Raw genomic sequence first — 23,279 nt, 5'->3', positions numbered from 1 at the left:
GCCCGGCACGCCCGCGTCGTGCCGCACCCCGGGGCTCGACGGCAGACCGGACGCGGACGCGCCCGCGGTGGGCGGGGCGCGGGGTGCCGCCGATGCTCCGGCGGTGAGAGGTGCGTCCGGGGACGACGTCCGGCAGCCGGGCGGTGAGGGCACCGCCGCAGGTGTGGCCGAGCCCCCTGGTGTGGCCGAGCCCGCCGGCGGGGCCGCGGCCGGGGCGGTGGCTCGCCGCTACTTCACCGTGCGGGCGGGGGAGTGGGCGTTCGCCGTCGTGGGGCTGCCCGTCGCCGTGGTCTGCGGCGTGTACGCGCTCGCCGTCCTGTACGCGGGGACCCTGCTCTCGCTCACCGTGCTCGGCCTGCCCTTCGTGGTCGTCGCGCTCCTCGGCGCGCGCGGCCTCGGCGTGCCGCACCGGCGACTCGTCGGTGCGCTGCTCGGCGCGTACGTCGAGACCCCGGCCGGGCCGCCCCGCCCCGACGGGCTCCTCGCCCGTGGCCGTGTGGTGCTGAGCGACCCGGTCGCCTGGCGGACGCTGCTCTACCTGGTCCTGCGACTGCCGCTCGGCGTGCTCGGGTTCGTGGTCGCCGTGGGGCTGCCCCTCGGGTGCGGCTGGCTGATCGGCTTTCCGCTCTGGGGCCGCCTGATGGAGCCCGGTTCCCCGCCGGCCGCATGGCTGAACGCCACCTCCGTCCTGCTCGGCCTCGCCCTGCTCGCAGGCGCGCCCGGCGCGCTGCGGGCCGTGACCAGGGTGAACCGACGGCTCGCCGCACTGCTCCTCGGGCCCGCCCGGTCCCAGCGCCGGGTGCGCGAGCTGGAGGCGGCCCGCGCCGCGCTCCTCGCCGACAACGGCGACCGCCTCCGCCGCCTGGAACGGGACCTGCACGACGGCACCCAGGCCCGGCTCGTGGCCCTGGCCATCACCCTCTCGTTGACCGAGGACGCGCTCGATCCGGCCTCGGGCCCGGACCTCACCCGGCTGCGGACCCTCCTCGACCGTGCCCGCGGGCAGACCGAGGAGACCGTCGCCGAACTGCGGCTGCTCACCCGGGGCATCCACCCCGTCGCCCTGGACGGCGGTCTCGGCGAGGCCCTGCCGGGACTCGCCGCGATCTCGCCCGTCCCGGTGACCCTCCGGACGGACCTCGCGGAACGCCCCCACGAGGCGATCGAGCGGGCCGTCTACTTCTGCGCCGCCGAACTGCTCACCAACGTCGCCCGGCACAGCGGCGCGCGGACGGTCCAGCTCGCGGCCACCGTGCGCGAGGGCCGGGTGCGCCTGACGGTCCGTGACGACGGCCGGGGCGGCGCGGCGCCCGGCGGCGGCACCGGTCTCGCCGGTCTCGCGGAGCGGCTGGCGGCGGTGGACGGCCGCCTGCGGGTGGACAGCCCGCCGGGCGGGCCGACCGAGATCACCGCCGAACTGCCCGCCCGGCTGTGACAACCGGTCAGCCGCCGGTCCCGGACGTCTCGGACAGATAGGCGAGCACGGCCTTCACCCGCCGGTTGTCCGTCTCCGTGGCCGGCAGGCCGAACTTGGCGAAGACGGCGGCGACGTGCTTCTCCACCGCCCGCTCCGAGACCACGAGCCGCTCGGCGACGGAGCGGTTGGAGTGCCCCTGGGCCATGAGCTCCAGGACCTCCCGCTCGCGCGGTGTCAGGGTGTCGACCCGACCGACGCGGTCGCCGTGCACCAGCCGGTCGACCACCTCCGGGTCGAGGGCCGTCCCGCCGCCCGCCACCCGGCGCAGCGCGTCCACGAACTCGGAGGTGCGGGCGACGCGTTCCTTCAGGAGGTAACCCACGCCCGTCGCCCCGCCGGAGAGGAGCCGGGAGGCCCAGACGGTCTCGACGTGCTGGGAGAAGACGAGGACGCCGACCCCGGGCGCGGTCGCCCGGATCTCCACGGCGGCGCGGATGCCCTCGTCGGTGTGGGCGGGCGGCATCCGGACGTCGACCACGGCGACGTCCGGCAGGTGCCGGGACACCGCGGCGAGCAGCTCGTCCGCCGTTCCCGCGGTGGCCACCACCTCGCAGCCGCGGGCGCCGAGCAGCTCGACCATTCCGTCCCGGAGGACGACGGAGTCCTCGGCCAGCACCACGCGCAGGGGTCGTTCGGTCACCCCCTCATTATCGGCCCCGGTCGGGGTGCCTCTCGGACCGCTCGTGAACGGCCCGTGAAACCCGGGGCGGTTCCATGCACTTCTCCTCTGCTCCCGCCTAGCGTCGGCCGCCGGCGCGACACACGTCAGGACCCGAGGAGCCGCCTTGACCTCCCCACCGCCCCGCAGACGAGCACGCGCGCCCACGCCGGCCCCCGCGCTCGCGACGACCCTGCCGGCGGGCTCCGCGCCCGTCGCCCAGGCCGAGGAGATACCCCTCGCCCCCGGTCACCGTCTCGTCGCCCCCCACGAGGGCGCCCCCGCCACCGCCCGGTCCGTGCCCGGCAAGGGCCCCGCCCAGCACCCGTACCTCGCCCCCAACGGCCGCAGCGGCATGCACGCCGACGGCGCCCGCCTCGTCCACGGACCTCTCTCCCTTCCGGATCGCCGTGGCTCTGGAGGGCTCGCTGGATGACGTGCTGAGAGAGTGCAAATTCATCTGACAGTTTCCATTGGAACCTTGCAACCTTGCTGCCGAGGCGAAAAGATCGGGCGGTCAGTAGACGTCTTGACGTCTCTGATCGATGTCCGGTCCCTCCTACCAGGCGCTCGGGAGTCTCGTGAGCACGGCAGACCTCACCACCGCACCGCCTCCGCTGACACTGCCCGACGGCCGTCCTGCCGCCGCCGCGTGGTCGCTCGACCCGACGGTCAAGCACCTGAACCACGGATCGTTCGGGGCGGTTCCACTCCTGGCGCAGGAAGAGCAGAACCGGCTGCGCCGACAGATGGACGCCTCGCCCGTGGAGTGGTTTCCCGAGTTGCCCCGGCGAGTGGCGGTCGCACGGGGCGCGGTCGCACGCTTCCTCCGGGTGGAGGCAGGTGATCTCGCCCTCGTGCCCAATGCCAGCGCGGGCGCGAGCGTCGTCTACGCCAATGCCGCGGCACGACCCGGCGGCGAAGTCGTGGTCACCGACCACGGCTACGGCGCCGTGACCATGGGGGCCGAGCGCCTGGCCAGGCGCTGGGGCGGCCGGGTGCGCACGGCACACGTGCCGCTCGACGCCGACGCCGACACCGCTTGTGAGCGCGTCATCGGTGAGCTGAGCGAGGCGACCGGCCTCATCGTCCTCGATCACATCACCTCGTCCACGGCGCGCTGGATGCCGGTGGCGCGGATCGCCTCCGAGGCCGGCAAGCGCGGCATCCCCGTCCTCGTGGACGGCGCGCACGTACCCGGACTGGTCGAGCGCCCCCTCGACGGCCTCCACTGCGATTTCTGGGTCGGCAATCTCCACAAGTTCGGCTGTGCCCCGCGGGGCACGGCGGCGTTGGTGGCGCGCACCGAACTGCGCGACGGTCTCTACCCGCTGATCGACTCGTGGGGCGCCCCCGAGCCGTTCCCCAGCCGTTTCGACACCCAGGGAACCGTCGACGCCACGAGCTACCTCGCCGCGCCCACCGCTCTCGGCCTCATCGAGGACACGTGGGGATGGGAGACGGCCCGCACCTACATGCGCGAGCTGGCCGACCACGCGGAGCGGATCATCGCAGCCGCGTTCTCGGAGATGACCGGCGAGGACTGCCGCGTGGACCCGGGCATGCCGGTCAGCGCCATGCGGCTGGTGCGGCTGCCCGCACCCCTGGCCGCCACTCGCGCCGACGCTGACGCTCTACGTGACCGGGTGGCTCGGGAGTTGGGGGTCGCCGCGGCCTTCACCAGCTTTGAAGGTGTCGGTTATCTGCGCCTCTCGACGCACGTGTACAACACGGCCGCCGATTTCGAGCACTTCGCCGAGCGCTGCGTCCCCGTGCTCGGGGCGTGGTGTCGCGACCCGTATCAGGGAGGGCATTGAGGTGGCGCAGTCCTGGAGCGGGAGGACCGGCGGGCGCCCCCGGCGGGGACGCCCGCCCCACCGGGCAGGAGAGGCCTCCGGGCTTCAGCCGACCTCGGCCGTCACCGTCCGGCCCGGCTGTACGGAGATCTCGGCGTAGGTGTACGTCGTCCCGTTGACCGTCCCGGTCCTCGTCTTCCAGGTCGCACCATCGATCCTGACCGACGGATGGAGGCCGGGGAACCGGGCCTCCCACGTGTACGCGGAGGGCCCGTTGTTGGTCAGCGTCGACCGCGTCGCACCGTCGTGGCGCAGTGCGAAGGCCTGGCCGCCGATCTCCAGGTGGTCGATCTTCAGCCAGTCCATGCCCGACGGCAGCCGCGACTGCGTGGTGAGTCGGCGGTCGGGGGCGTCGGGCTCCACGCCCATCAGGCCCTTCACCGTCTGGCCGACCAGGGTGTACGAGACCTCCGGGTAGTCGCCGTTGGGGCCCTGCCCTGACACCGGGTGCTGGACGTCGCGCTGGTCGTAGACGTACTTCATCCACTTCCACGCGGTGTCGTCGCGGTTGTGCGCGAAGAAGGTGTCGGGCAGGTACGAGATCGCCTCGACGTTGCTCGGCTTGCCGCTCCCGCTCGCCTGCCGGTCGACATAGGAGAGGTAGGCGTCGTTCCGTGCTCCGGGGGCGATGATCTGCTTCATGGGCATGAACCAGCTGTTCTCCTTGCCCCAGCCGGTCAGCGCCTGGCCGTCGACGGTGTAGCCCCGGACCATGGCGTCACCGGACCCGGTGCCGCTCCAGGTCGTGTTGAAGTACTCCTTGAGATCGGCGGCCCTCTTGGCGAAGCGGGTGGCCAGTGGGTCGTCGCCCTTGCTCTTCGCGAGGGACGCCATGGCCAGGTACGCCTGGTACTGGGCGCCGATGGCGTCGCCCGACTCCGCGAGTCGTTCCTCGCCGACCTCGTTGTAGCTCGCGGCGCCGGCGAAGATGCCGTCTCCCGTGCCCTCGGCGACGCCGTTGGGCTTCTTGGCGTCGTGGAGATCGATGAACTCCTCGGTGGTGTGCCGGTAGAAGTCCCACAGGACGCTGTCGTCCAGGTACGCGGGGTCGCCGCTCCAGCGGTAGGCCTCGTTGGCCTTCTCCACGAGTTCGAAGGGGGCGGGCACCTCGCGTACGTAGCCGGTGGGACTGCGGTAGTCGATCGACAGGTAGGTCCTGTTGTCGAAGTTGACGGCCCACACGGGGAAGTACTTGTGCTTGGCCGTGGACGACGCGGCGAACGCGCGCAGCATGTTCTTGTTCTCGTCGTGCAGGCCGAGCACGGCCGCGCCGTCCAGCTGGTGGACCATGTCGCGTGAGTAGTAGGCGCTGCGGTGGGCGTAGCCCGCCCAGTAGGAGGGGCCGTACGTGGCAGCGCCGGAGCCCGACGGGTAGCGCTCGTCGACGTTCAGGGGGCCGACGGTTCCCGGCAGGTGGACCCAGCTGTTGGCCTTGCGCTTGGCCCAATTGAACATCTCGACGATCTTCGGGTCGGACGAGGTCACGATCGGGTCGGCCGGGGCGGCCGGTGAGACCATGACGTCGTCGGCGTTGACCCAGCCGGCGCCGGATTCGAAGGCGATCTCCAACCGGTCGCGGGCCTTCAGCTCGACCCGGCTGACTGTGTAGCGCGCGTACGTGGAGCGGCTCGGCAGGTCGACTGCTCCGGCGCTGGTGCCGTTGACCCGGACGACGAACTTCGCTCCGGTGCCGTTGGTGGCGATCCAGGCGGAGAAGTCGTAGGTGCCCGGCCCGCGGGCGGTGACCGTCTGTGAGACCTTCCTGCCCGGGCCCGCGTCGAGGTAGGCCAGCCTGGTGCCGCCGTGCGGGATGTTGGTGGCGACGCCCGTGTCCGGCGTGAAGGTCCAGCCGGTGGATCCCTGCTCGAAACCGGGGTTCGCGACCGTCAGCGGGAGCTGCGTCGCCACGGCGGTCTGCCCGCCCAGCGCCGTCAGGGCGAGTGGGGTCGGCAGGGTCATGGCCGCGATGAGGGCCAGGCGTGCGGGTCGAGTGCGTCTCATGGGCTCTCCGAGCTCGGTGGGCCGTGCGGGTGGCCCGGACGCTAACAGCGCGCTTTGCCACCTTGCAATACTCATGCACCGTCGATGTGCCGGATCAGGCAGAAAGTTTTCAATTAAGTATTGCAAGTCTGGTGGCTGATTGTTAACGTCGCGGCTCGTCAGCCCGGCGCCCGCCGGCTTGGCCCTTCGAGCTGTGAGGCAAGGGGTTGTGTCATGGTCATGAACCGTCGCGATGTTCTGCGGGTGGGCAGCGTGCTCACCGCCGGCGCCGGGCTGGGCGGACTCGTCGCCTGTTCCGGTACAGGTGGTGCGGGGAAGGGGAGCGGCGCGGCCGGCGACGCAGGGAAGGGTGACATCACGGTCTGGAGCTGGGCGGGTCCGGCCGCCGAGATGAAGGCGCTCGTGCCGGCGTTCAACAAGCAGTTTCCGGACATCAAGGTCACCGTCCAGGACATCGGCAACCCGGCCATCTGGGACAAGATCACCACGGGCCTCGCGGCCGGCGGAGGCGGCCTCGCCGACGTGCTCCACATCGGCGTCGACTACCTGCCGGGCTATGTCGAGAAGTTCCCGAACGGCCTCGCAGACCTGAGCGAACTGGGGGCGGACACCTACAAGGACGCCTTCGCCGCAGGTCTGTGGCAGACCGTCTCGACCAAGGACGGCCGGGTGAACGCCCTTCCCTGGGAGGCCAACTCCGCCGGCTTCTACTACCGGGCCGACGTCTTCGAGGAGGCCGGTGTCGACGTCGACGCGATCGACACCTGGGACGACGCCGTCGAGGCCGGCAAGCAGATCAAGGCCAGGACCGGGAAGTACCTCCTGGGCATCGACAAGCCCGCCTCGCAGGCCGACTCCGCGAACTTCTTCCAGATGCTGCTGCAGTTGCAGGGCGCCTTCTACTTCAATGTGGACGGGGAGATCACGCTCGACTCTCCCGAGGCCGTCAAGGCGATGACGGTCATCAAGCGGATGAACGACGCCGGTCTGGTGAACGACATCTCCGGCGGCTGGAACGCGCTGATCAGCTCCATCAAGAAGGGCACCGCCGCCGTGGTGCCCTGGCCCACGTGGTTCGGCGGCATCATCGAGGAGACCGTCCCCGACGAGGCCGGCAAGTGGGGTGTGCGCCTGCCGCCCGCCGTCCGCCGCGGCGGGTTGACCAGCGCCACCGTCAACTCGACCCACCTCGCCGTCGCCGGCAGCAGCAAACAGCAGGCCGCCGCTTGGAAGTTCGTCGAGTTCGTCCTCACCCGACCCGAGAACCAGGTGAAGATCTACAAGGGGAAGGGCATAGCCCCCGCCCTGATGAAGGCGTACGACGACCCGGTCTTCCACGCCGGTTCGAAGTTCTTCGGTGGCCGGAAGACCGGCGAGATCTTCCTCGGCGCGCTGAAGGCCGACTCGCCGGCGTTCAACTACACCGCCGACTACGCCCGCGCGCTCAAGGCCACCACCGACGCCCAGACCAAGGTGCTCCTCAACGACGCCGACCCGGCCGAGGTGCTACGCGAGGCAGCCGACCAGCTCGCCCAGCAGACCGGTCGTAAGAAGGCGTGATGACCGCTCTCGTCACACCGACCCGCACGAGGCCCGCGGCGGCCGGGCCCGAGGGGACCCGCCCGCCGCGGCCCACCGCCCGGCGGCTGGCGCCCTACGCCTTCGTCCTGCCGGCCCTGCTGTTCTTCGCCGCCTTCAAGCTCTACCCGATCGCCTGGTCCTTCGTCCTCAGCCTCCACAAGACGGTGGGAGGCGTCGAGACCTTCGTCGGCGCCGACAACTACACCCGGTTGCTCCACGACCCGCTGTTCTGGACCGCCATGGGGAACACCGCGGTGATCCTCGTGGTCCAGGTGCCGGTGATGCTGGTCCTGGCCACCGGCCTGGCCGTCGCCTTCGACTCGGCGGCGCTGCGCGCCCGCCCGGTCTTCCGGCTCGGGTTCTTCCTGCCGATGGTCACCGGCCTGGTGGCGTACGGCATCGTCTTCTCCGTCCTGCTCAACGAGCAGTACGGGCTGGTGAACTGGCTGCTGGGGCTGGTGGGAATCGACCGGGTGCCCTGGCTCGTCGACCCGCTGTGGGCGAAGATCTCCCTGGGCCTGGCCCTCACCTGGCACTACACCGGCTACAACGCGATGATCCTGCTCGCCCGACTGCAGTCGATCCCCGGCGAGCTGTACGACGCGGCCTCGGTCGACGGCGCCGGCGGGTGGAAGTCCTTCCTGCACGTCACGCTGCCGGGGCTGCGGCCGGCGATCCTGCTCACCACGGTGCTGTCCACCATCGGCACCCTGCAGATCTTCGACGAGCCCTACGTCCTCACCCACGGCGGCCCGGACAACGCCACACTCACCATCGGCGTGTACCTGTACCAGAACGCCTTCACGTACTTCGACTTCGGCTACGCCTCCGCGATCGCCTACGCCCTCGCCGTACTGATCGGCATCCTCGGACTGATCCAGTTCCGCGTCCTGGGAGACAGGAAATGACCACCACCACGACCGGAACCCACGCAGTCCGTGGCACGCGCCGTCGGCGAGGCCGGGGCAACAGCATCATGCTGACCTCGGGGCTGGCGATCGCTCTCGCGGCGGTCCTCATCCCCTTCTACTGGCTCGTCATCGCCGGCACCCACAGCTCCCAGGAGGTCTTCGACTCCCCGCCCCCGCTGCTCCCCGGCGGTCATCTGGCGGAGAACCTCACCAGCCTCCAGGAGACGGTGTCCTTCGGCCGCGTGGTGCTGAACTCGCTGGGCATCGCCCTCGTCTACACGCTGTGCGCGGGAGCGGTGTGCACCCTGGCCGGCTACGCCCTCGCCAAGTACCGCTTCAGGGGCCGCGATCCGCTGTTCGGCGTACTGATGCTGGGCCTGGTCATCCCGGCCCAGGTCACCCTGGTCCCCCTCTTCAAGCTGATGGCCGAGCTGGAGTGGCTCAACACCTACCAGGCCGTGATCATGCCCAACCTCGCCCTGCCCTTCGGGATCTTCCTGATGCGGCAGTCCATGGCGGCACTCCCCGACGAACTCCTCGACTCGGGCCGCATGGACGGCTGCGGAGAGTTCCGGCTCTTCGTCACGGTCGTCCTGCCCCCCATGAGGCCGGCCCTCGCCGCCCTGGGAATCTTCCTCTTCCTCTACCAGTGGAACGACTTCATCTGGCCCCTGATCGTGCTGCGCGACGGAGCGTCGTACACCCTCCCGGTCGCCCTCGCCTCCCTCCAGGGAGTCGACGACACCGACTACGGCGCCATCCTCGCCGGAACGGCCGTCGCGGCGATCCCCATGACCGTCGTCTTCCTCGCCCTGCAACGCCACTTCGTCTCCGGCCTGCTCGCCGGCGCCGTCAAGGAGTAACGTGAGCGCCCTGACCCACGACGCCGTCACCACCGCCGAGCTGGCGCCGGCGACGTACGAACCCCTGCTCGACGCGGTCGAGATCGCCGTCCTCGCCCCCGACGCCGAACCGGCGTGGACGCTCTCCGAACTCCCCGACGGCCTGCGCATGCTGCACGTCGACGCCGACGGTGCACCCGTCGAGATCCGCCTGTCCCTCCCTCTGGGCGACGCCGCGGGCTACTGGCATCCCAAGGCCGGGTGGTCGCGCACCATCGTCGCCGACTGGGAGGGGCGGTCCACCGTCAGTCTCGTCGACGGCTTCGCCGCCGGTTGCCTGTACGACCACGTCGGCGCGACCCTGCTCACCTTCGCGGCGACCGACCCCGTACCCGAGGTCCGGATCCGCTTCGGGGTGTCCGAGGAACACGACACCTACGTCGTACACCTGCGACTGCCCGCGTCCCGGGCTCCGCATCGCATCCTGTTCGTCCCGCGCAGCCCTTCCGTCGCCTCGGCGCTGGGGGCCCTGCGCGACTGGTTCGCCGCCGGTACGCGGGCGATGCCCGTCCCCGAAGCGGCCCGGCTGCCCGTGTACTCCACCTGGTACGCCTTCAATCAGCAGGTGGACGCGGTCTCCGTCGAGCAGCAGGCCGAACTCGCCGTCGAGGTGGGCTGCGGGGTCCTCATCCTCGACGACGGCTGGCAGCGCCTGGGCAGCGGCCGCGGCTATGCCGGCTGCGGCGACTGGACGCCCGACACCGCCAAGTTCCCCGACTTCACGGGGCACGTCGACCGCGTACGCGGCACGGGCCTGCGTTACATGGCCTGGATCGCCCCGCTCCTGCTCGGCCCCAGGGCGGAGTGCTACGACCAGTGGTCCTCCCGCGCACCGACCGCGGCGACGGTGCCGGGGGCGTACGTCCTCGATCCCCGCCTGCCCGGGGTACGCGCCCATGTGGTCGACGTGTGCGTGTCCCTCGTTCGTGACCACGGGCTCGACGGGCTCAAGATCGACTTTCTCGACCAGGCCATGGTGTACGCCGGTGACGGCGGCGGCGATGTCGGACATGCCCTGACCCTGCTGCTCACCGAGCTGCGGTCCGCGCTGGAAGCGGTGCGCCCCGAGCTGCTGCTCGAACTCAGGCAGCCCTATGTCGGCCCCGGCATGGTCGCCTTCGGCAACATGCTTCGGTCCTTCGACTGCCCGGGGGACGCCGCGGCCAACCGGGTGCGCACGATCGACACCGCCCTGCTCGCCGTGGGCGGAGCCGTGCATTCCGATCCGCTGCTGTGGAGCGCGACGGCGCCCGTGGAAGCCGCGGCACGGCAGCTCGTCGGGGCTCTGCACTCGGTGCCGCAGATCTCCGTCCGGCTCGACCGGCTTCCGTCGGACCACAGGGAGGCGCTGCGCTTCTGGCTCGCCCAATGGCGACGGCTGCGTCCGCAGCTGCTCGACGGGACCGTCCGGCCCGGCCGCTCCGACGACCTGTACACGCTGGTCCGCTCGGAGGCGGACGGGGTGAGCGTGGTGGACGTCCACAGCGAGCGCGCGGTGCCGGTCCTGCCGGCCGCTTTCACGGAGACCGTCCTGGTCAACGCCTCGGACGTGGACCGGCTCGTACTCGAAGTCGAGGGCGCCGAGGGCGCCGGGGGCGCCGGGACGGCTGTGGACGTCGTGATCCACGCGTGTGACGGCCGTATGATCGAGCGGAGCCGGCTCACCCTCCGGTCCGGCCTGCGGAGCCTCCCCGTTCCGCGGATGGGGCTGGCAGTGGTCAGGAGCATCGGATGAACGTCATGACGAAAGGGGACCGGTGAAGGTCGGCATCGTCGAGATCGCGGCTCGCGCGGGAGTGAGCGAGGCGACGGTCAGCCGGGTGATCAACCGGCGGCAGGGGGTGGCGAAGAAGACGCGGGACGCGGTCGAGGGCGCCATGGCCGAGCTCGGTTACGAACGGCCGGTGCAGGGCCAGCTCGTCGCCGTCGTCACCGAACGCGTCTCGAACCCGTTCTTCGCCGACGTCGCCGAGCGCATCGAGTCCGCCCTCGCCCCGCACGGGCTGAAGACCGTGCTCTGCCCGGCATTCCCCGGCGGTGTGCAGGAACGCGAGTTCCTCACGTCCATCGTCGACAAGGGCATCGCCGCCGTGGTCTTTCTCTCCGCGTCCAACACGCTGGAAGGCGCCGACACCGACACGTACGAGCTGCTCCGTGCCCGCCGCATCCCGTACCTCGGCGTCAACGGCGAGTTCGCCGACGGGGTGCCCGCCCCCGTCTTCAGCACGGACGACATGCTCGCCGCCGACCTGGCCGTCGACCATCTCCACCAGCTCGGCCACCGTCGGATCGGCATGGCCTCGGGCCCGACGGGCAACCACCCCGCCGACCGGCGCGTGCGCGGTTTCGTGGAAGCGATGGCCAAGCGCGGCGTCGAGGACGCGGAGCAGTGGGTGATCCGTCAGTCCTACACCGTGGAGGGTGGTCAGGCGGCTGCCACGTCCCTGCTGGGCCTCGGTGCGACCGCGATCGTGGCCGCGAGCGACTACATGGCGCTCGGAGCGATCCGCGGCATCCGCCGCCAGGGGTACTCCGTACCCGGTGACGTTTCCGTCGTCGGCTACGACGGGACGATGATCACCGAGTTCGTCGACCCGCCCCTGACGACGGTGCGGCAGCCTGCGGACCGGCTGGCCCTGGAGGTCGGGCGGAGCGTCCTGGCGCTCGTCACCAACCGGGACGTACCGACCGGGGAGCTCCTCTTCGACCCGGAACTGGTGATCCGAGCCTCCACCGGTCCGGCCCCGGAAGCGTAGACGGCCGGCACCGCCCCGTCGCCCAGGATCGTGGTGGACGCGACGGTGCGGGACCACGTGCTTCCCGGCGTCACCCGTGTGCGCGGGTGGGCGACAGGTGCCCCCCGGCCGCGCCGCAGCGCGGTCAACCGCCGCCGGACATTCGGTTCCGGTCCGGCGGTTGTCCGTGTTGTGCCGTGACGAACGAGTGCCGTCGAACCGCGCGGGTGAACCGAAGCACGAGGGTCGTCGTACGGGCGGCCATGCGGTCACCGCCTGCGCGGCCGGGCTCCGTCGTTCTCGGGCCGGCCCGACGTCACCGGTACGGGCGCACCGGTGACTGGGTGAGTGGCCGCCTCCCGCGGGATCTCTCCGTCTCCGGCTCAGGGGCCCGTTTGCGCGACCCGCGCGATTCCGCACTTCCCGCCTCGACCGGCCCCCACGTCCCCATCCACGTCACTCGCGCCGCCGCGGCGACCCCTGCAGCCACCCCGCCGACCACAGGGGGCGCGCCCGCCGGAAGCGGTCCCGTCGGGGGCGGGACATGGCGCGGCTCCCAGGGACCACAAGCCGGCGGGCTGCCCGGGGGCTCCCGCCGGCTTGGGCGTCGGTGCTACCGCACCAGTCTGGCTGCGGCCCAGTCGGCGTGGTCGCTGTTGATGCCGTCGCCCGCGTCCGTGACCTTGAGTTCCAGCGTGTTCACGCCGGTGATGCCGACGTCGATGGACCGCGTCGGGCTCGACGGTGTCATCGCCGTGGGGCTTTCGTACAGTTTGACGCCGTCGCCCCAGACCTCGAACCTGACGGTCGCGTTCGCGCCGACCTCGTCGTCGACACCGACGTCCGACTGGAACCGTGTGTAGGCGCCGTTCAGGGCGTAGGTGACGGTGCCGTTGGCGTGGGTGCCGATGCCCTTGTTGTAGGTGGCGCCGTTCAGCGTGATGGGGTTCGAGTCGACGCTCCTGTCCTTGTGGACGGTGCCGAAGTCGCTTCTCGCGCCACTCCAGGTGAGATCGCTCAGGTCGACCGTCTGTCCGCTTCCACCGGTGGCGGTGGTGGCGGTGACGGAAGCGCCACCGGCCACCGGCACGGTCACGTAGGAAACCGTCTTGCCGTACAGCGACTTGGTCTGCGGCGTGTACGCGGTGCCGTTCACGGTGATCGTGGCGGGGGTCCCGTAGAACTGGGCTTCCCAGGTGACGGCGGAGCCGGAGTTGTTGGTCAGCGTGGAGCCCGTCGTGCCGGTGTGCTTGAGCTTCAGGTCGCTGTCACCGACTTTGAGGTGGTCGATCTCCACCCACGGCGTTTCGGAGGTCAACCGTGAGACGGTGGCCACCTTGTCGTGCGGGGCGTCCGGCTGCACCCCCATCACGCCGTCGATGACGCTGCTGACCGCCAGGAACGACACCTCGGGGTAGCCGTTCTTGCCGGTCATGAGCTTCTTGAGCCACGCCCAGCCCTCCGAGGACCGGTTGTACTGGTAGTACATCTCCGGCAGGTAGGAGGTCGCCTCGACATTCAGGTCGTCATCGTTGGCGGCGATGAAGTCCAGGTAGCCACTGGTCCTGGGGCCGTGGTCGCCCAGCCCGGTCAGCATCATCAGGAAGCTGGCCTCGTGCCCCCAGCTGCTGTAGCCCGTGCCGCCGGCGTCCTTGCCGCGGATGTACCGGTTGTTCGACGCGTCCCACCAGTTCGCTTCGAAGTGGTCGCGCACCCGCTTCGCACGGGCGGCCCACTTCGCGCTGCCGGCGTCGTCGCCCTTCGCCTTCAGGATCTCCGAGTAGGCCAGCATCGACTGGTACTGGTACCCGAGTGAATCGGCCGCGGAGACGAGGTTCTCGTTCGGGAACTCGAAGAACGTCGCCGTGTACTCCCCGGGCTGCTTCCTCGAAACCGGCTGCTCGGCGGCCGGGTTCGTGTCGTTCCACGTCACCTCGTGGCCGGTCAGGAAGGACCCCATGGTCGAGTCGTAGTACGCGGAAAGGGTCGGATCGTTGATCCAGTCCGAGTTGCCCGTCCACTGGTACTGCTTGTACGCCTTGGCCATCAGGTTGAACGGTGAAGGCAGTTCCCGGAAGCCGGTGCCGTCGATGTAGTACATGGCCCCGTGGGAACTGTGCGCCCACAGCGGCCAGCCGCCCTGACCGGGATCGTCGGCGTCGCCGGCGAACATCCTCAGCATGTTGAACGTCTCGGCATCCAGGCCGAGCGCGTGCGCGCCGTCCGACTGGTGGGCGATGTCCCGGTTGTAGAAGGACTCCCGGTTGGTGTACGCGCCCCAATAGCCCGGTGTCACCGTCTTGTGCGTGGAATCCTTGAGACGCCACCACTCGGGTTCGTGCCCCATCATCGGGTTCCCCGGATAGAACGTCATGCCCAGGGCACGGTCCTTGCCCCAGTTGAAGCCGTCGTTCAGCGTCCCGTTCGGTGAGGCTATGGTCAGTGTGCTGGTCGGCGGCCCCACGTGTTCCTGGATCGTGATCCTGTCGACGCGCGGCACGTCGCCGGCTGACGTGGCCGTCAGCTCGACGGTGTCACCGGCCTTGAGTGCGATCCTGCTCGACGTGCGGGTGTCGATGTTCATCGGATCGGTGTAGTCACGGCCGTACCGCTGGGACGTCGCCCACGAGTCCACCGTGGTGGAGTTCACGGAGATCTTGTACGTCACTCCGTTCGCGGTCTTGCCGTTGTAGCGCGTGACGAGGTCGTAGGTTCCGGCAGGGCCGTTGAAGGTCGTGCGGGCGGTGCTCGTCTGCCCTGCCGCACCGCGGGCGTAGGTGACGTCGTCGACCGGCGTCCCGTTCCAGGTGTGGTTGACGGCGTCTGTCGCGAAGTTGGTCAGCGACATGTTCTCGACTTCGATCACGTACGGTTCCGCGGTCGCCTTCGCCGCAGCGGGTGCGCTGGGAAGGGCGATCGCGGTGCCGGCCGAAGCCAGTACGGCGGACAGTGCACAAGCAAGACGACGCATGTGCGATCGAATCCTTTCGCGTGGGGGTGTTCCGCGTTTCGGGAACGGTCGGCGACCGTCCGTCTGAGGAGGTGTGGATCAGGCAACGTCCTTTCATCGACGCCCTGTTGGAAGACGTTGAACTGTGTTGCCTATTGAGTACTTCGTGAGGGGTGGTGTCAATGCTTATGCTCGGTTCGATCGTGATGTTGCAGCATGGCGTTGGTGGCTAGAAGGAAAATTTTCATCGATGCATTGCAGGTCGAGCTTGGCGTGAGTAGTGTCCTGGCGCAGAAGCCGGAGCGGGTCGGCGGACCGGCGATCCTCGTCGACCACTCCTGGGGAGGCACGGTCATCAGCGCCGCCGGCAACCACGAGAAGGTCGCCGGTCTCGTCTCCATCGCCGCGATCGGCCCGGAGGCCGGTGGGAGCGCCCAGGAGCAGATCGGGAAGTTCCCCCAGCCCGAGCCGTTCTCCTGCTCTGGAGCCTGATCCGCAAAGCGGCCGACGCCGTGGCGTAGGTCCGCGGGATCGGCTGCCGCAGCGGCCCTTCGTCGCTCCTCGCGACTGAGACGATGGGCGACTGTTCTCCAGCGAACACGGCGGAATTCTCAACTACCGCCTACCGCCTACCGCCTACCGCCTACCGCCTACCGCCTACCGCCTACTGCTAGGTCTGGTGCGAGTCCCTCGGCCCCGTCGGGTGGGTGAGAAGGCAGGGCGGTCGCCGGTCGCCGGGGCGAGCCGGGGTGGAAACGCCCGGTCGCCTCCGATGCCTGCGGTGTTCCGCCCGGGGTAGTCGCCGGCGGCGCCGACCGGCACGACTCACCCCTGTTCGGGCCGCCCCGGAAGCCGTGAAGGAGCGGGTCGTCAACTCGCCCACCGGGACAGACGTCTTTGACCAGCGGTGATGGCGAACTGCCACGGGGGTGGTAGATCAATTCGATTCATCCGATCGGTGCGGGGGACTCTCCTTCCCTGACACCGGCGCACCCTTTTCGCACACTGTCCCGAACAGTCCCGAACACCCTCCGGTCGTTGTCACCGGCCGAGGCTCGGCGAAGACTCTGTACCGCCCCGGCCGACCGGACAGGGAGCTGACCGATCGACCGGCGGGGCGCATTCCGTACCAGGGGAGGACCTCCGCGTGCGGCCCGGCGCCCCGACGCAATCGCCAGACCGGAGAAGGACCGACAGAAGGGACATCACATGAAGACCGTACGTGGATTGGCCGACCGCATGCTGGAGCGCCTGGTGCCGCAGGAGGCGGCGAGCGCATGCACCGGCTACTGGATCTACCGGTGCATCAACAGCGCGTGCGGCAGCTTCGGCAACTACACGCAGCGCGTCTGGTCCTGTGACCTCAACAGGCGCGAGTTCATGAGCTGCGGCTGCTGAACCGACCCCGGCCCGTCCGGCTCCGTGACCCTCTGCGGGGCGTGGGGGAGTAGTTCTCCGGCGCCGTGACCCGTCATCACCCCGGGGGCGGCGCCCTCCTTCGGGCACCGTACGACTCGACTCGTGGCCCGGCCTGTACCAGGGCCGGGCCACTGATCTCTCCCCGGGAGACCCAGTGGAATTCTTCTCGACCGTGAGCCGGATCGTGCTCGTCCTGGTCTTCACGGCGGCTGTCCTCGGAAAGATCAGGAACGCGGAGTCCTTCCACGCCTTCGCGTACTCCGTGGAGACGCTGGGGCGGGTGTCCGCCGCCCGGGCGCCTGTTCTCACGGGGGGCGTCGTCCTCGCAGAAGCGGCAGGCGCCCTGCTCCTGGTCTGGCCCGCGGCGTACGGCGGCCGGCTTCCGGCGGTGATCGGTCTTCTGACGGTGACCGGTCTGCTGGCTTCGTTCACGTACGCCGTCGTCCGCGCCCTGCGCGCCGGGAAGCAGGTGGCATGCCGATGTTTCGGCACCTCGGCAGGCCCTGTCGGCCCGCTCCAACTCGTGCGCAACGCCCTGCTTCTCGCGGTCGCGGCGACGGCCGCCCCCGGCGTGTGGGAGAGCGGGCATCTCTCCTGGCAGGCCCGATTCGCCGCCTGGCTGTGCGGGGCGACGGCCGCTCTCGTCCTGGTGGTCGGAGACGAACTGGTGACGCTGCTGCGACCCACACCCGCCGCCCCGACCCGTACGAGCATCTGATCCCTCTACCGAGAAGAGGCCTCCCATGATCTACCTGGCCATAGCCCTGGTGGTCGTCGGCGCGCTCTGCGCGCTGGACCTCATGCTGACGCTCGCGGTTCTCCGCCGACTCCGGAACCGGTCCTCCGCCGCCCCGGTCCTCACCGAGGACGGCGGCATCTCCGTGGGCGCGGCCGTGACGCCCTTCAGCACCCGGTGCCTCGAGGGCATGCCACTGACGGAACGTGATCTCACTGACGGCGCCGTGGTGTCGTTCTTCACCCCGGGCTGCAAGCCGTGCCGGGACAAGCTGCCCCGCTTCGTCGAGCAGGTCGGCGCACTCCAGGGGCGGCGCCAGGTGATCGCCGTCGTGGTGGCGGGGAGCCGCGAGCAGCGATACGAGGACGAGGCTCAGGCGATTGCGGAGCAGCTCTCTTCCGTGGCACGGGTCATACGAGAGACACCGGAGGGGCCCTGCGTGAGCGCGTTCGAAGTCAACGCCTTCCCTTCCCAGTTCGCCATCGCGGCATCGGACGGGGAGCCGCCCACCGTGGCCGCGGTCGGGGACCCGGCCCTCACCGCCGTGCCGGCCGGGTGGGTATGAGCCCCGCCCCGGGTACCACCGCGCCACCCCGTGCGGTGCCGCTCCACCGCGCCGTGATGTCGGCTCTCGGGCTCGGCCTGAGAGCCACTCCCGCCGTGATGGCCGGATTTCTGGCGGTGACCGTTGTGTCCGCCGCGGCGCCCGTGGTGGTCACGTGGCTGGTCAAGGACATCCTGGACGGGCTCGCGGCAGGCGGCGGTACACACGAGGCCTTCGGCCCCGCCGTCGCGCTGGCCACCGCCGGCGCGGTGATGGCCGGCGCCCCCCAGCTCGCCGCCTACCTCCAGTCCAGGATGACCCGTGCGACCAGTCTTCTGGTCCAAGAACGGCTGCACACCACCGTCGACGGCTTCGTGGGGCTGGGCCGTTTCGAGAACCCGGAGTTCCTGGACCGACTCAGGATGGCGCAGCACGCCGGCGGGCTCGCCCCCTTCCAGGTGGTGCAGGCGGTGGCGGGCATCGTCCGCAGCTGCGTCCTCCTCGTCGGTTTCGTCGGTTCCCTCGCCGTCCTGCATCCTCTGCTCGCCGTCGTCGTGTCGCTGTCCGGTGTCCCCGTGCTCTGGGCGGAGATCATGCTCAGCCGTCGGCGTGCCGCCACCTTCTGGGAGATCAGCCCCACCGAGCGGCGGGAACTCTTCTACGCGACGCTGCTGTCGAGTGTGGAGGCCGCCAAGGAGATCCGGCTCTACGCCGCCGGACGCTTCTTCCGGGAACGTCTGCTGGCCGAGCGACGCAAGGCGGACGGACTTCGGGAGCTGATGGACCGCAGAGAACTGCGCGTGCAGACGTCCTTGCAGGTAGCCGCCTCCGTCCTGGCGGGGGCCGCACTGCTGTGGGCGGTCGAGTCCGCCGCACGGGGAACCCTGACGGTCGGCGGCGTTTCCCTGGTCCTGGCCGCCATCCCCGCCGTGCAGAGCGGTATCGCGGGACTGGCCGGTGAGACCGGGCAGGTGCACCACTCCCTGATGATGTTCGATCACTACGTCACCGTGGTGGGGCTCGGCCCCGACCTTCCCACCGCCCGGCGGACCACGGCGGTTCCGCCCCTGCGGGACGCCATCGAACTGCGGGACGTGTGGTTCCGCTACGACGAGGGCACGCCCTGGGTGCTGCGCGGCGTCGATCTGCGCATCGAGGCCGGGAAGGCACTGTCACTCGTGGGGGTCAACGGCTCGGGGAAGTCGACGCTGGTCAAGCTGATGTGCCGGTTCTACGACCCCACCCGTGGTCGCATCCTCTGGGACGGCGTCGACCTGCACGACATGGACCCGGTGGAGCTACGGCGACGTGTCGCCGCCACCTTCCAGGATCCGATGCGCTACGAGCTCACGGCCCGGGAGAACGTCGCCGTCGGCGACCTGAGCGCCCTCGACGTGCCTGACCGGTGTGAGAAGGCGGCCCGGCTGGCGGGTGTGCACGAGGACGTCGCACGGCTGCCCCACGGGTACTCCACCCTCCTCAGCCGCACTTTCCGGGGCGAGGACGACCACGCGTCCGGCGTGCAGCTGTCCGGAGGACAGTGGCAACGGATGGGCCTCGCCCGCTCGTTCCTGCGTGCCGACGCGGACCTGCTGATCCTGGACGAGCCCAGCTCCGGTCTGGACCCGGCCGCCGAGTACGAGATCCACACCCGGCTGCGGGCCCGCCGCTCCGACCGGACCAGCGTTCTGATCTCGCACCGGCTCGGCGCGGTCAAGGACGCCGACACCATCGCGGTCCTTCAGGACGGGCGGATCACCGAACTGGGCGACCACGCCGCCCTCATGGGCCGCGAAGGGACCTACCACCGGCTGTTCACGCTGCAGTCCCGTGGCTACCGCGAACGGGCGGACGACTCCGCGGACGAGGAGGCGTACGTGACCTACCCGCCTTCCCCTCCTGGCCCGAGTGCGTGAGGCGGCCGGTGAGGAGGCGTTCCGTGCACGTGGCGGTGAGGAGTGCCACCGGGCTGGCGGCCTTGGGCGCCGCGGTGGCGGTCCTGCTCCGGCGCCGCTGCGTCCTGCTCGATGTCAGCGGCTCCAGCATGGCCCCCACCTACCGTGACGGGGACCGGCTGCTGGCGCTCAAGGTACCGGCACGCCTCGTGCGCAGAGGGGCGGTCGTCGCGATCCGGATGCGACAGGCGGAGGGCGCGGAGGGGAAGGACGCCACGCCCGAGGGTCCCCTGCCCACGGCCATGATCAAACGCGTTGCCGCCCTTCCCGGAGACCGGATGCCCGGTCCGCCTTCCTCGACGGACGTCGTGCCGGCCCGGCACGCGTATGTCCTCGGTGACAACCATGAGGTCAGTTACGACTCCCGCCATACCGGGCCCGTGCCGTTCGACCGGCTTGCCGCGGTGGTTCTCGGTCGGATCCGCCACGGCGTCGGGACCGGGGGTCGCTGACCACCGCGTGCGGTGAGGCTGCCGGTCGCCGCCGGCCGCCCCCGCCGGCCGTCAGCTGCCCTGCGCCGCCGGCCACGAGCCGTCGCCCCGGACCACCCACGGGCCGACCACCGCCCGGTCCGGCGCCTCGCGCGGAAGGATCACGGCTCCGAGCCGGCTCGGAGCGCCCGGGTCGCCGTGGCCGCCTCGCGGGTCCGGGCCGCCGCCGCGTGGTCGCCGGCCAGGGAGTGGGCCCTGGCCAGCGTGTCGAGGCCGGTGGCCAGCCAGGTGCGGGCGCCGATGTCTTGCCACAGCCGGATGGCGGCCTCGGCGCGCCGACGAGCGTGCTCCGGCCGACCGGCGGACAACTGCGCCTCCGCCAAGGCGTTCAGGGCGGCCGCCTCGCCCCATATGTTTCCGAACTCGCGGTAGGTCCAGAGGCTTTGGGCCAGCAGTCGGCGACCCTCGCGGGGGGAGCCCTGGCGTACCAGGATGTCCCCGAGCCAGCAGGTCGCGTGCGTGGCGCCGAGCCGGTCGCCGAGGTCCGTGCTGATCGCGGCGGCCAGCCGGAAGGACTCGGCGGCGGGGGCGTGGGCCCCGAGGGCACGATGGCTCTGCCCCAGGCACCGCAGGGCCTGCGCCTCGCCGGGGCGGTAGCCGCCGCTCCGGCTCACGCGCAGACCCTCCGTGAAGCGCTCCACGGCCGCCGCGACCCGGCCGTGTTCGAGTGCGATGACACCGATGCCGGTGGTCGCGTAGACGAGACAGTTGACGTTCCCCGCCTTCCGGGCCAGCTCGGCGGCCTCTTCGAAGCGCCGCACGGCCGCCTCGTACTGTCCGAGGAGCCGGTGTACGTACGCGAGACCGGCGGTCGCGCTCGCACGGTACGACGGTCCCAGGCCTTCGGCGAGCAGCAGGGCCCGCTCGAAGTGGGTCAGCGCCTCCGGGTACCGGTCGAGAATGGTGGTGAGCTCGCCCAGGCAGCGGTGGAGCTGCGAGGCGCTGCGCCGGTCGCCGACGTGCGTGGCGGCCTTCAGCGACCGCTTCTGCAGCCGCTCCCAGTCGTCGAAGTGCCCGCCGACCTGGAAGAGCGTCGTCAGCGTGGTCGCCAGCCCCGCCGCCGGTGCCACCTCCGAGCGGTCCAGTGCCTGGTCCGCCACCTGGATGAGGAACTGCCGCTCCTCCGTGAACCACGCGAGCGGTGCGGCGAGCAACTGCTCCGTGTCCGCGAGAGAGGGACGCCAGGAGACCAGGTCACTCTGCGAGACGCCCTGGAAGTCGACGCTGAGCGTGTCCGCGGCGCGGTCGGCGAGGTGGAGGGCGGCGCCGAGGAGCCGGGTGAGTGCCTCGGCGCGCTCCTGCCGTCGCAGCTCGTCGCCGGCCCGCTCGCGCGCGAGTGCCCGTACGAGATCGTGCAGTTGGTAGCGGATGCCGGTGGTGCCGACCGCGCAGACCCCGACGAGGTGAACCTCCACCAGGTCGTCGAGCACCTTCTCCGCCTCCGCCAGGTCCACCTCCAGCAGGGCGGCCAGGGCCCAAACCCCGAAATCGGTCGCGGGCAGAAGGGTGAGCAGGCCCAGGGCGTGCTGAGTGCCCGGCGTCATCCCCTGGTAGGACAGGCCGAGGCTGGCGCGTACGGCGATGTGACCGACGGCCAGTTCGTCAAGTCTGCGCTGTTCGTCGGCAAGCGCCCGGGCGACCTTCCGCAGCGGCCAGTGCGGCCGTGCGGCGAGGCGCGCCCCGGCGACCCACACCGCGAGGGGGAGCCCACCGCAGGTGTCGACGATGGAACGTGCCGATCCCGAGTCCTCGGCCGTCCGGTCCGTGCCCAGCATCTCGCGCAGCAGCGTCAGACCGGTCACGGAGTCGAAGACGCCGAGCGGCAGCCGGTGACCGCTCATGTCGGCCAGGGTGGTGCGGCTGGTGACCATGACGGCACAGCGTGCGCCGTTCGGGAGGAGGTCGCTCACCTGCCGGGCGTCGGCCGCGTTGTCCAGGATGATCAGGGTCCGCCGCTGGGCCAGGAGGGTGCGGTAGAGGTGGACGCGGTCGGTCATGTCGGAGGGCACGGCGCCGCCGCGTACGCCGAGGGCCCGCAGGAACGCCCCGAGGACCGTGAACGGCTCTGCCGGTTCCGCGTCGAACCCCCGCAGGTCGGCGTACAGTTGACCGTCCGGGAAGCGGGGGGCCAACAGATGGCCGGCGCGTACGGCGAGAGCGGTCTTGCCGACCCCCGCGGGACCGGTGACCAGGACGACCGACGGCCCGGGCCCCGGTTGGTCCAGCATCCGGCAGGCGGTGTCCGACTCCTCCCGGCGTCCCACGAACAGCGACAGATCGGCCGGGAGCAGGCAGGGCGTGAGCGGCCAGCGGTCTGCTGTTCCCTTCTCCTCGGCATCGCCTGCGGCGAGGGGGGCCCAGGGCTCCTGGGAGGGCCGGGTGACGGCCTCGGTCACGGTGTCCTCCCGTCGGGCGAGCGCCTCGTGCGCCGCCAGCCATGCCCGTACCGCCGCAGGGTCACCGCCGCAGGCCCGGACGAGCGCCGCCACCACCTCAGGTCTCGGCAGCGACCCCCGGCCCAGCGCGTTCGCCATGGTGCTCACCGGCAGGTGGTCCCCAGCCTTCCGGGCCTCGCGCTCCAGCGTGCGGTAGGAGAGACCGGACCGGTTCTTCGCGGTCCGCAGCAGGGCGACGAACTCGGCGGCGGTCCGGGCTTGGTCGGGCCGCGGTAACGGTGTAGTCACAGGCGGGCACACTACCCATTCCGTAATTGGCTGACAGCCGTCGATATCGGCCAGACCCGGTCCTGTCCTGATCCAGGGCGGTCCGGGACACGGGCACGCCGCTGTTCGGACACCGGGGCCGGGAGGGACGGCGTGTGCCGCGCGGACCGGTGCGAAGCGGAGCGACGGGGGATCGGCCACGGTCTCCGGGACACGACTCCCGCGTCCCGGACCCCGACTTTCCGTTCCCTCGCCCTCTCTGGTGTTCCAGGCCGGTCCCGATCGCGACGGTCGTTGCCCACGGTCACGTACGCTTCCGCACCGGGCGGCGCGCCCTCTCGCGCTTCACCGGCACCGGTCCCGCCTACGACGACAACTGGGCGCCGATCACCATCCGCCC

The 23,279-nt window shown here is 70.8% G+C and carries 17 protein-coding genes and 2 pseudogenes; 15 read left to right on the top strand and 4 right to left on the bottom strand.

From position 1 onward, the window contains the following. Window positions 1-103: 103 nt before the first annotated feature. Window positions 104-1,435 (top strand): sensor histidine kinase, encoded by a 1,332-nt coding sequence (locus tag ACZ66Z_RS04220; protein WP_469932447.1) that lies wholly within the window; start codon window positions 104-106, stop codon window positions 1,433-1,435. Window positions 1,436-1,442: 7 nt separating this feature from the next. Here the strand turns inward: ACZ66Z_RS04220 and ACZ66Z_RS04215 are convergent, their stop codons facing one another. Then, window positions 1,443-2,117, bottom strand: a complete 675-nt coding sequence (locus ACZ66Z_RS04215) for a LuxR C-terminal-related transcriptional regulator (RefSeq protein WP_469932446.1) — start codon at window positions 2,115-2,117, stop codon at window positions 1,443-1,445. Between the two features lie 145 nt (window positions 2,118-2,262). Here ACZ66Z_RS04215 and ACZ66Z_RS04210 point away from each other — a divergent pair. Together ACZ66Z_RS04210 and ACZ66Z_RS04205 are read left to right on the top strand one after the other, a co-directional pair. Continuing rightward, window positions 2,263-2,508, top strand: a pseudogene (locus ACZ66Z_RS04210) (hypothetical protein); the annotation flags it as partial. Between the two features lie 208 nt (window positions 2,509-2,716). Beyond that, window positions 2,717-3,952: an aminotransferase class V-fold PLP-dependent enzyme gene (locus ACZ66Z_RS04205; protein ID WP_469932445.1), complete on the top strand. Its 1,236-nt coding sequence runs from the start codon at window positions 2,717-2,719 to the stop codon at window positions 3,950-3,952. An 84-nt stretch (window positions 3,953-4,036) separates the two neighbouring features. Here the strand turns inward: ACZ66Z_RS04205 and ACZ66Z_RS04200 are convergent, their stop codons facing one another. Beyond that, a complete protein-coding gene (locus tag ACZ66Z_RS04200) occupies window positions 4,037-5,992 on the bottom strand; it encodes a hypothetical protein (protein ID WP_469932444.1) in 1,956 nt (651 codons plus the stop codon). Between the two features lie 213 nt (window positions 5,993-6,205). Between ACZ66Z_RS04200 and ACZ66Z_RS04195 the strand changes: the two genes are divergently transcribed. The 5 genes from ACZ66Z_RS04195 to ACZ66Z_RS04175 are packed head-to-tail and all read left to right on the top strand — an operon-like array spanning window position 6,206 to window position 12,142. Further along, window positions 6,206-7,552 carry an ABC transporter substrate-binding protein gene (locus ACZ66Z_RS04195; protein WP_469932443.1) on the top strand — a complete coding sequence of 449 codons (1,347 nt, stop codon included), beginning with the start codon at window positions 6,206-6,208 and terminating at the stop codon, window positions 7,550-7,552. Beyond that, the gene (locus tag ACZ66Z_RS04190) at window positions 7,552-8,481 is read left to right on the top strand and encodes a carbohydrate ABC transporter permease (protein ID WP_469932442.1); all 930 of its coding nucleotides are present in this window, start codon (window positions 7,552-7,554) and stop codon (window positions 8,479-8,481) included. The genes ACZ66Z_RS04195 and ACZ66Z_RS04190 overlap by 1 nt, the downstream gene beginning before the upstream one ends. Next, window positions 8,478-9,347, top strand: a complete 870-nt coding sequence (locus ACZ66Z_RS04185; protein WP_469932441.1) for a carbohydrate ABC transporter permease — start codon at window positions 8,478-8,480, stop codon at window positions 9,345-9,347. Before ACZ66Z_RS04190 ends, ACZ66Z_RS04185 begins: the two co-directional genes overlap by 4 nt. Window position 9,348: 1 nt before the next feature. Further along, the gene (locus ACZ66Z_RS04180) at window positions 9,349-11,121 is read left to right on the top strand and encodes a glycoside hydrolase family 36 protein (protein ID WP_469932440.1); all 1,773 of its coding nucleotides are present in this window, start codon (window positions 9,349-9,351) and stop codon (window positions 11,119-11,121) included. A gap of 22 nt (window positions 11,122-11,143) precedes the next feature. Next, window positions 11,144-12,142, top strand: a complete 999-nt coding sequence (locus ACZ66Z_RS04175; RefSeq protein ID WP_469932439.1) for a LacI family DNA-binding transcriptional regulator — start codon at window positions 11,144-11,146, stop codon at window positions 12,140-12,142. A gap of 592 nt (window positions 12,143-12,734) precedes the next feature. Here ACZ66Z_RS04175 and ACZ66Z_RS04170 read toward each other — a convergent pair. Next, window positions 12,735-14,987, bottom strand: coding sequence for an NPCBM/NEW2 domain-containing protein (locus tag ACZ66Z_RS04170; RefSeq protein ID WP_469932438.1), 2,253 nt, complete (start codon window positions 14,985-14,987; stop codon window positions 12,735-12,737). 357 nt (window positions 14,988-15,344) lie between these two features. Between ACZ66Z_RS04170 and ACZ66Z_RS04165 the strand changes: the two genes are divergently transcribed. The 7 genes and pseudogenes from ACZ66Z_RS04165 to ACZ66Z_RS04135 all read left to right on the top strand — a co-directional run bounded on the left by ACZ66Z_RS04165 (window position 15,345) and on the right by ACZ66Z_RS04135 (window position 20,177). Further along, the gene (locus tag ACZ66Z_RS04165) at window positions 15,345-15,563 is read left to right on the top strand and encodes a hypothetical protein (protein ID WP_469932437.1); all 219 of its coding nucleotides are present in this window, start codon (window positions 15,345-15,347) and stop codon (window positions 15,561-15,563) included. A gap of 214 nt (window positions 15,564-15,777) precedes the next feature. Continuing rightward, window positions 15,778-15,923: pseudogene (locus tag ACZ66Z_RS04160) on the top strand (IS5/IS1182 family transposase); the annotation flags it as partial. Window positions 15,924-16,280: 357 nt separating this feature from the next. Continuing rightward, on the top strand, window positions 16,281-16,469 hold the full coding sequence (locus ACZ66Z_RS04155; protein WP_469932436.1) for a hypothetical protein: 189 nt from the start codon (window positions 16,281-16,283) through the stop codon (window positions 16,467-16,469). 175 nt (window positions 16,470-16,644) lie between these two features. Next, window positions 16,645-17,208 (top strand): MauE/DoxX family redox-associated membrane protein, encoded by a 564-nt coding sequence (locus ACZ66Z_RS04150; RefSeq protein WP_469932435.1) that lies wholly within the window; start codon window positions 16,645-16,647, stop codon window positions 17,206-17,208. A 25-nt stretch (window positions 17,209-17,233) separates the two neighbouring features. Then, on the top strand, window positions 17,234-17,791 hold the full coding sequence (locus ACZ66Z_RS04145) for a hypothetical protein (protein ID WP_469932434.1): 558 nt from the start codon (window positions 17,234-17,236) through the stop codon (window positions 17,789-17,791). 116 nt (window positions 17,792-17,907) lie between these two features. Further along, on the top strand, window positions 17,908-19,686 hold the full coding sequence (locus ACZ66Z_RS04140) for an ABC transporter ATP-binding protein (RefSeq protein ID WP_469932433.1): 1,779 nt from the start codon (window positions 17,908-17,910) through the stop codon (window positions 19,684-19,686). 23 nt (window positions 19,687-19,709) lie between these two features. Further along, window positions 19,710-20,177, top strand: a complete 468-nt coding sequence (locus ACZ66Z_RS04135; protein ID WP_469932432.1) for a S26 family signal peptidase — start codon at window positions 19,710-19,712, stop codon at window positions 20,175-20,177. A gap of 140 nt (window positions 20,178-20,317) precedes the next feature. Here ACZ66Z_RS04135 and ACZ66Z_RS04130 read toward each other — a convergent pair whose 3' ends face one another. Continuing rightward, the gene (locus ACZ66Z_RS04130) at window positions 20,318-22,900 is read right to left on the bottom strand and encodes an ATP-binding protein (protein ID WP_469932431.1); all 2,583 of its coding nucleotides are present in this window, start codon (window positions 22,898-22,900) and stop codon (window positions 20,318-20,320) included. Window positions 22,901-23,279 lie beyond the last annotated feature (379 nt).

This window comes from Streptomyces sp. NPDC107498, assembly GCF_055582805.1.
Note: the sequence above shows the minus strand (reverse complement) of the source record. Positions and strands in the feature narration are given on the sequence as shown.

Bases quoted from the DNA above. Each gene is read 5' to 3' on its own strand.
- ACZ66Z_RS04185 (WP_469932441.1), top strand. From the start codon at position 8,478: ATGACCACCACCACGACCGGAACCCACGCAGTCCGTGGCACGCGCCGT.
- ACZ66Z_RS04200 (WP_469932444.1), bottom strand. From the start codon at position 5,992: ATGAGACGCACTCGACCCGCACGCCTGGCCCTCATCGCGGCCATGACC.
- ACZ66Z_RS04195 (WP_469932443.1), top strand. From the start codon at position 6,206: ATGGTCATGAACCGTCGCGATGTTCTGCGGGTGGGCAGCGTGCTCACC.
- ACZ66Z_RS04190 (WP_469932442.1), top strand. From the start codon at position 7,552: ATGACCGCTCTCGTCACACCGACCCGCACGAGGCCCGCGGCGGCCGGG.
- ACZ66Z_RS04145 (WP_469932434.1), top strand. From the start codon at position 17,234: ATGATCTACCTGGCCATAGCCCTGGTGGTCGTCGGCGCGCTCTGCGCG.
- ACZ66Z_RS04155 (WP_469932436.1), top strand. From the start codon at position 16,281: ATGAAGACCGTACGTGGATTGGCCGACCGCATGCTGGAGCGCCTGGTG.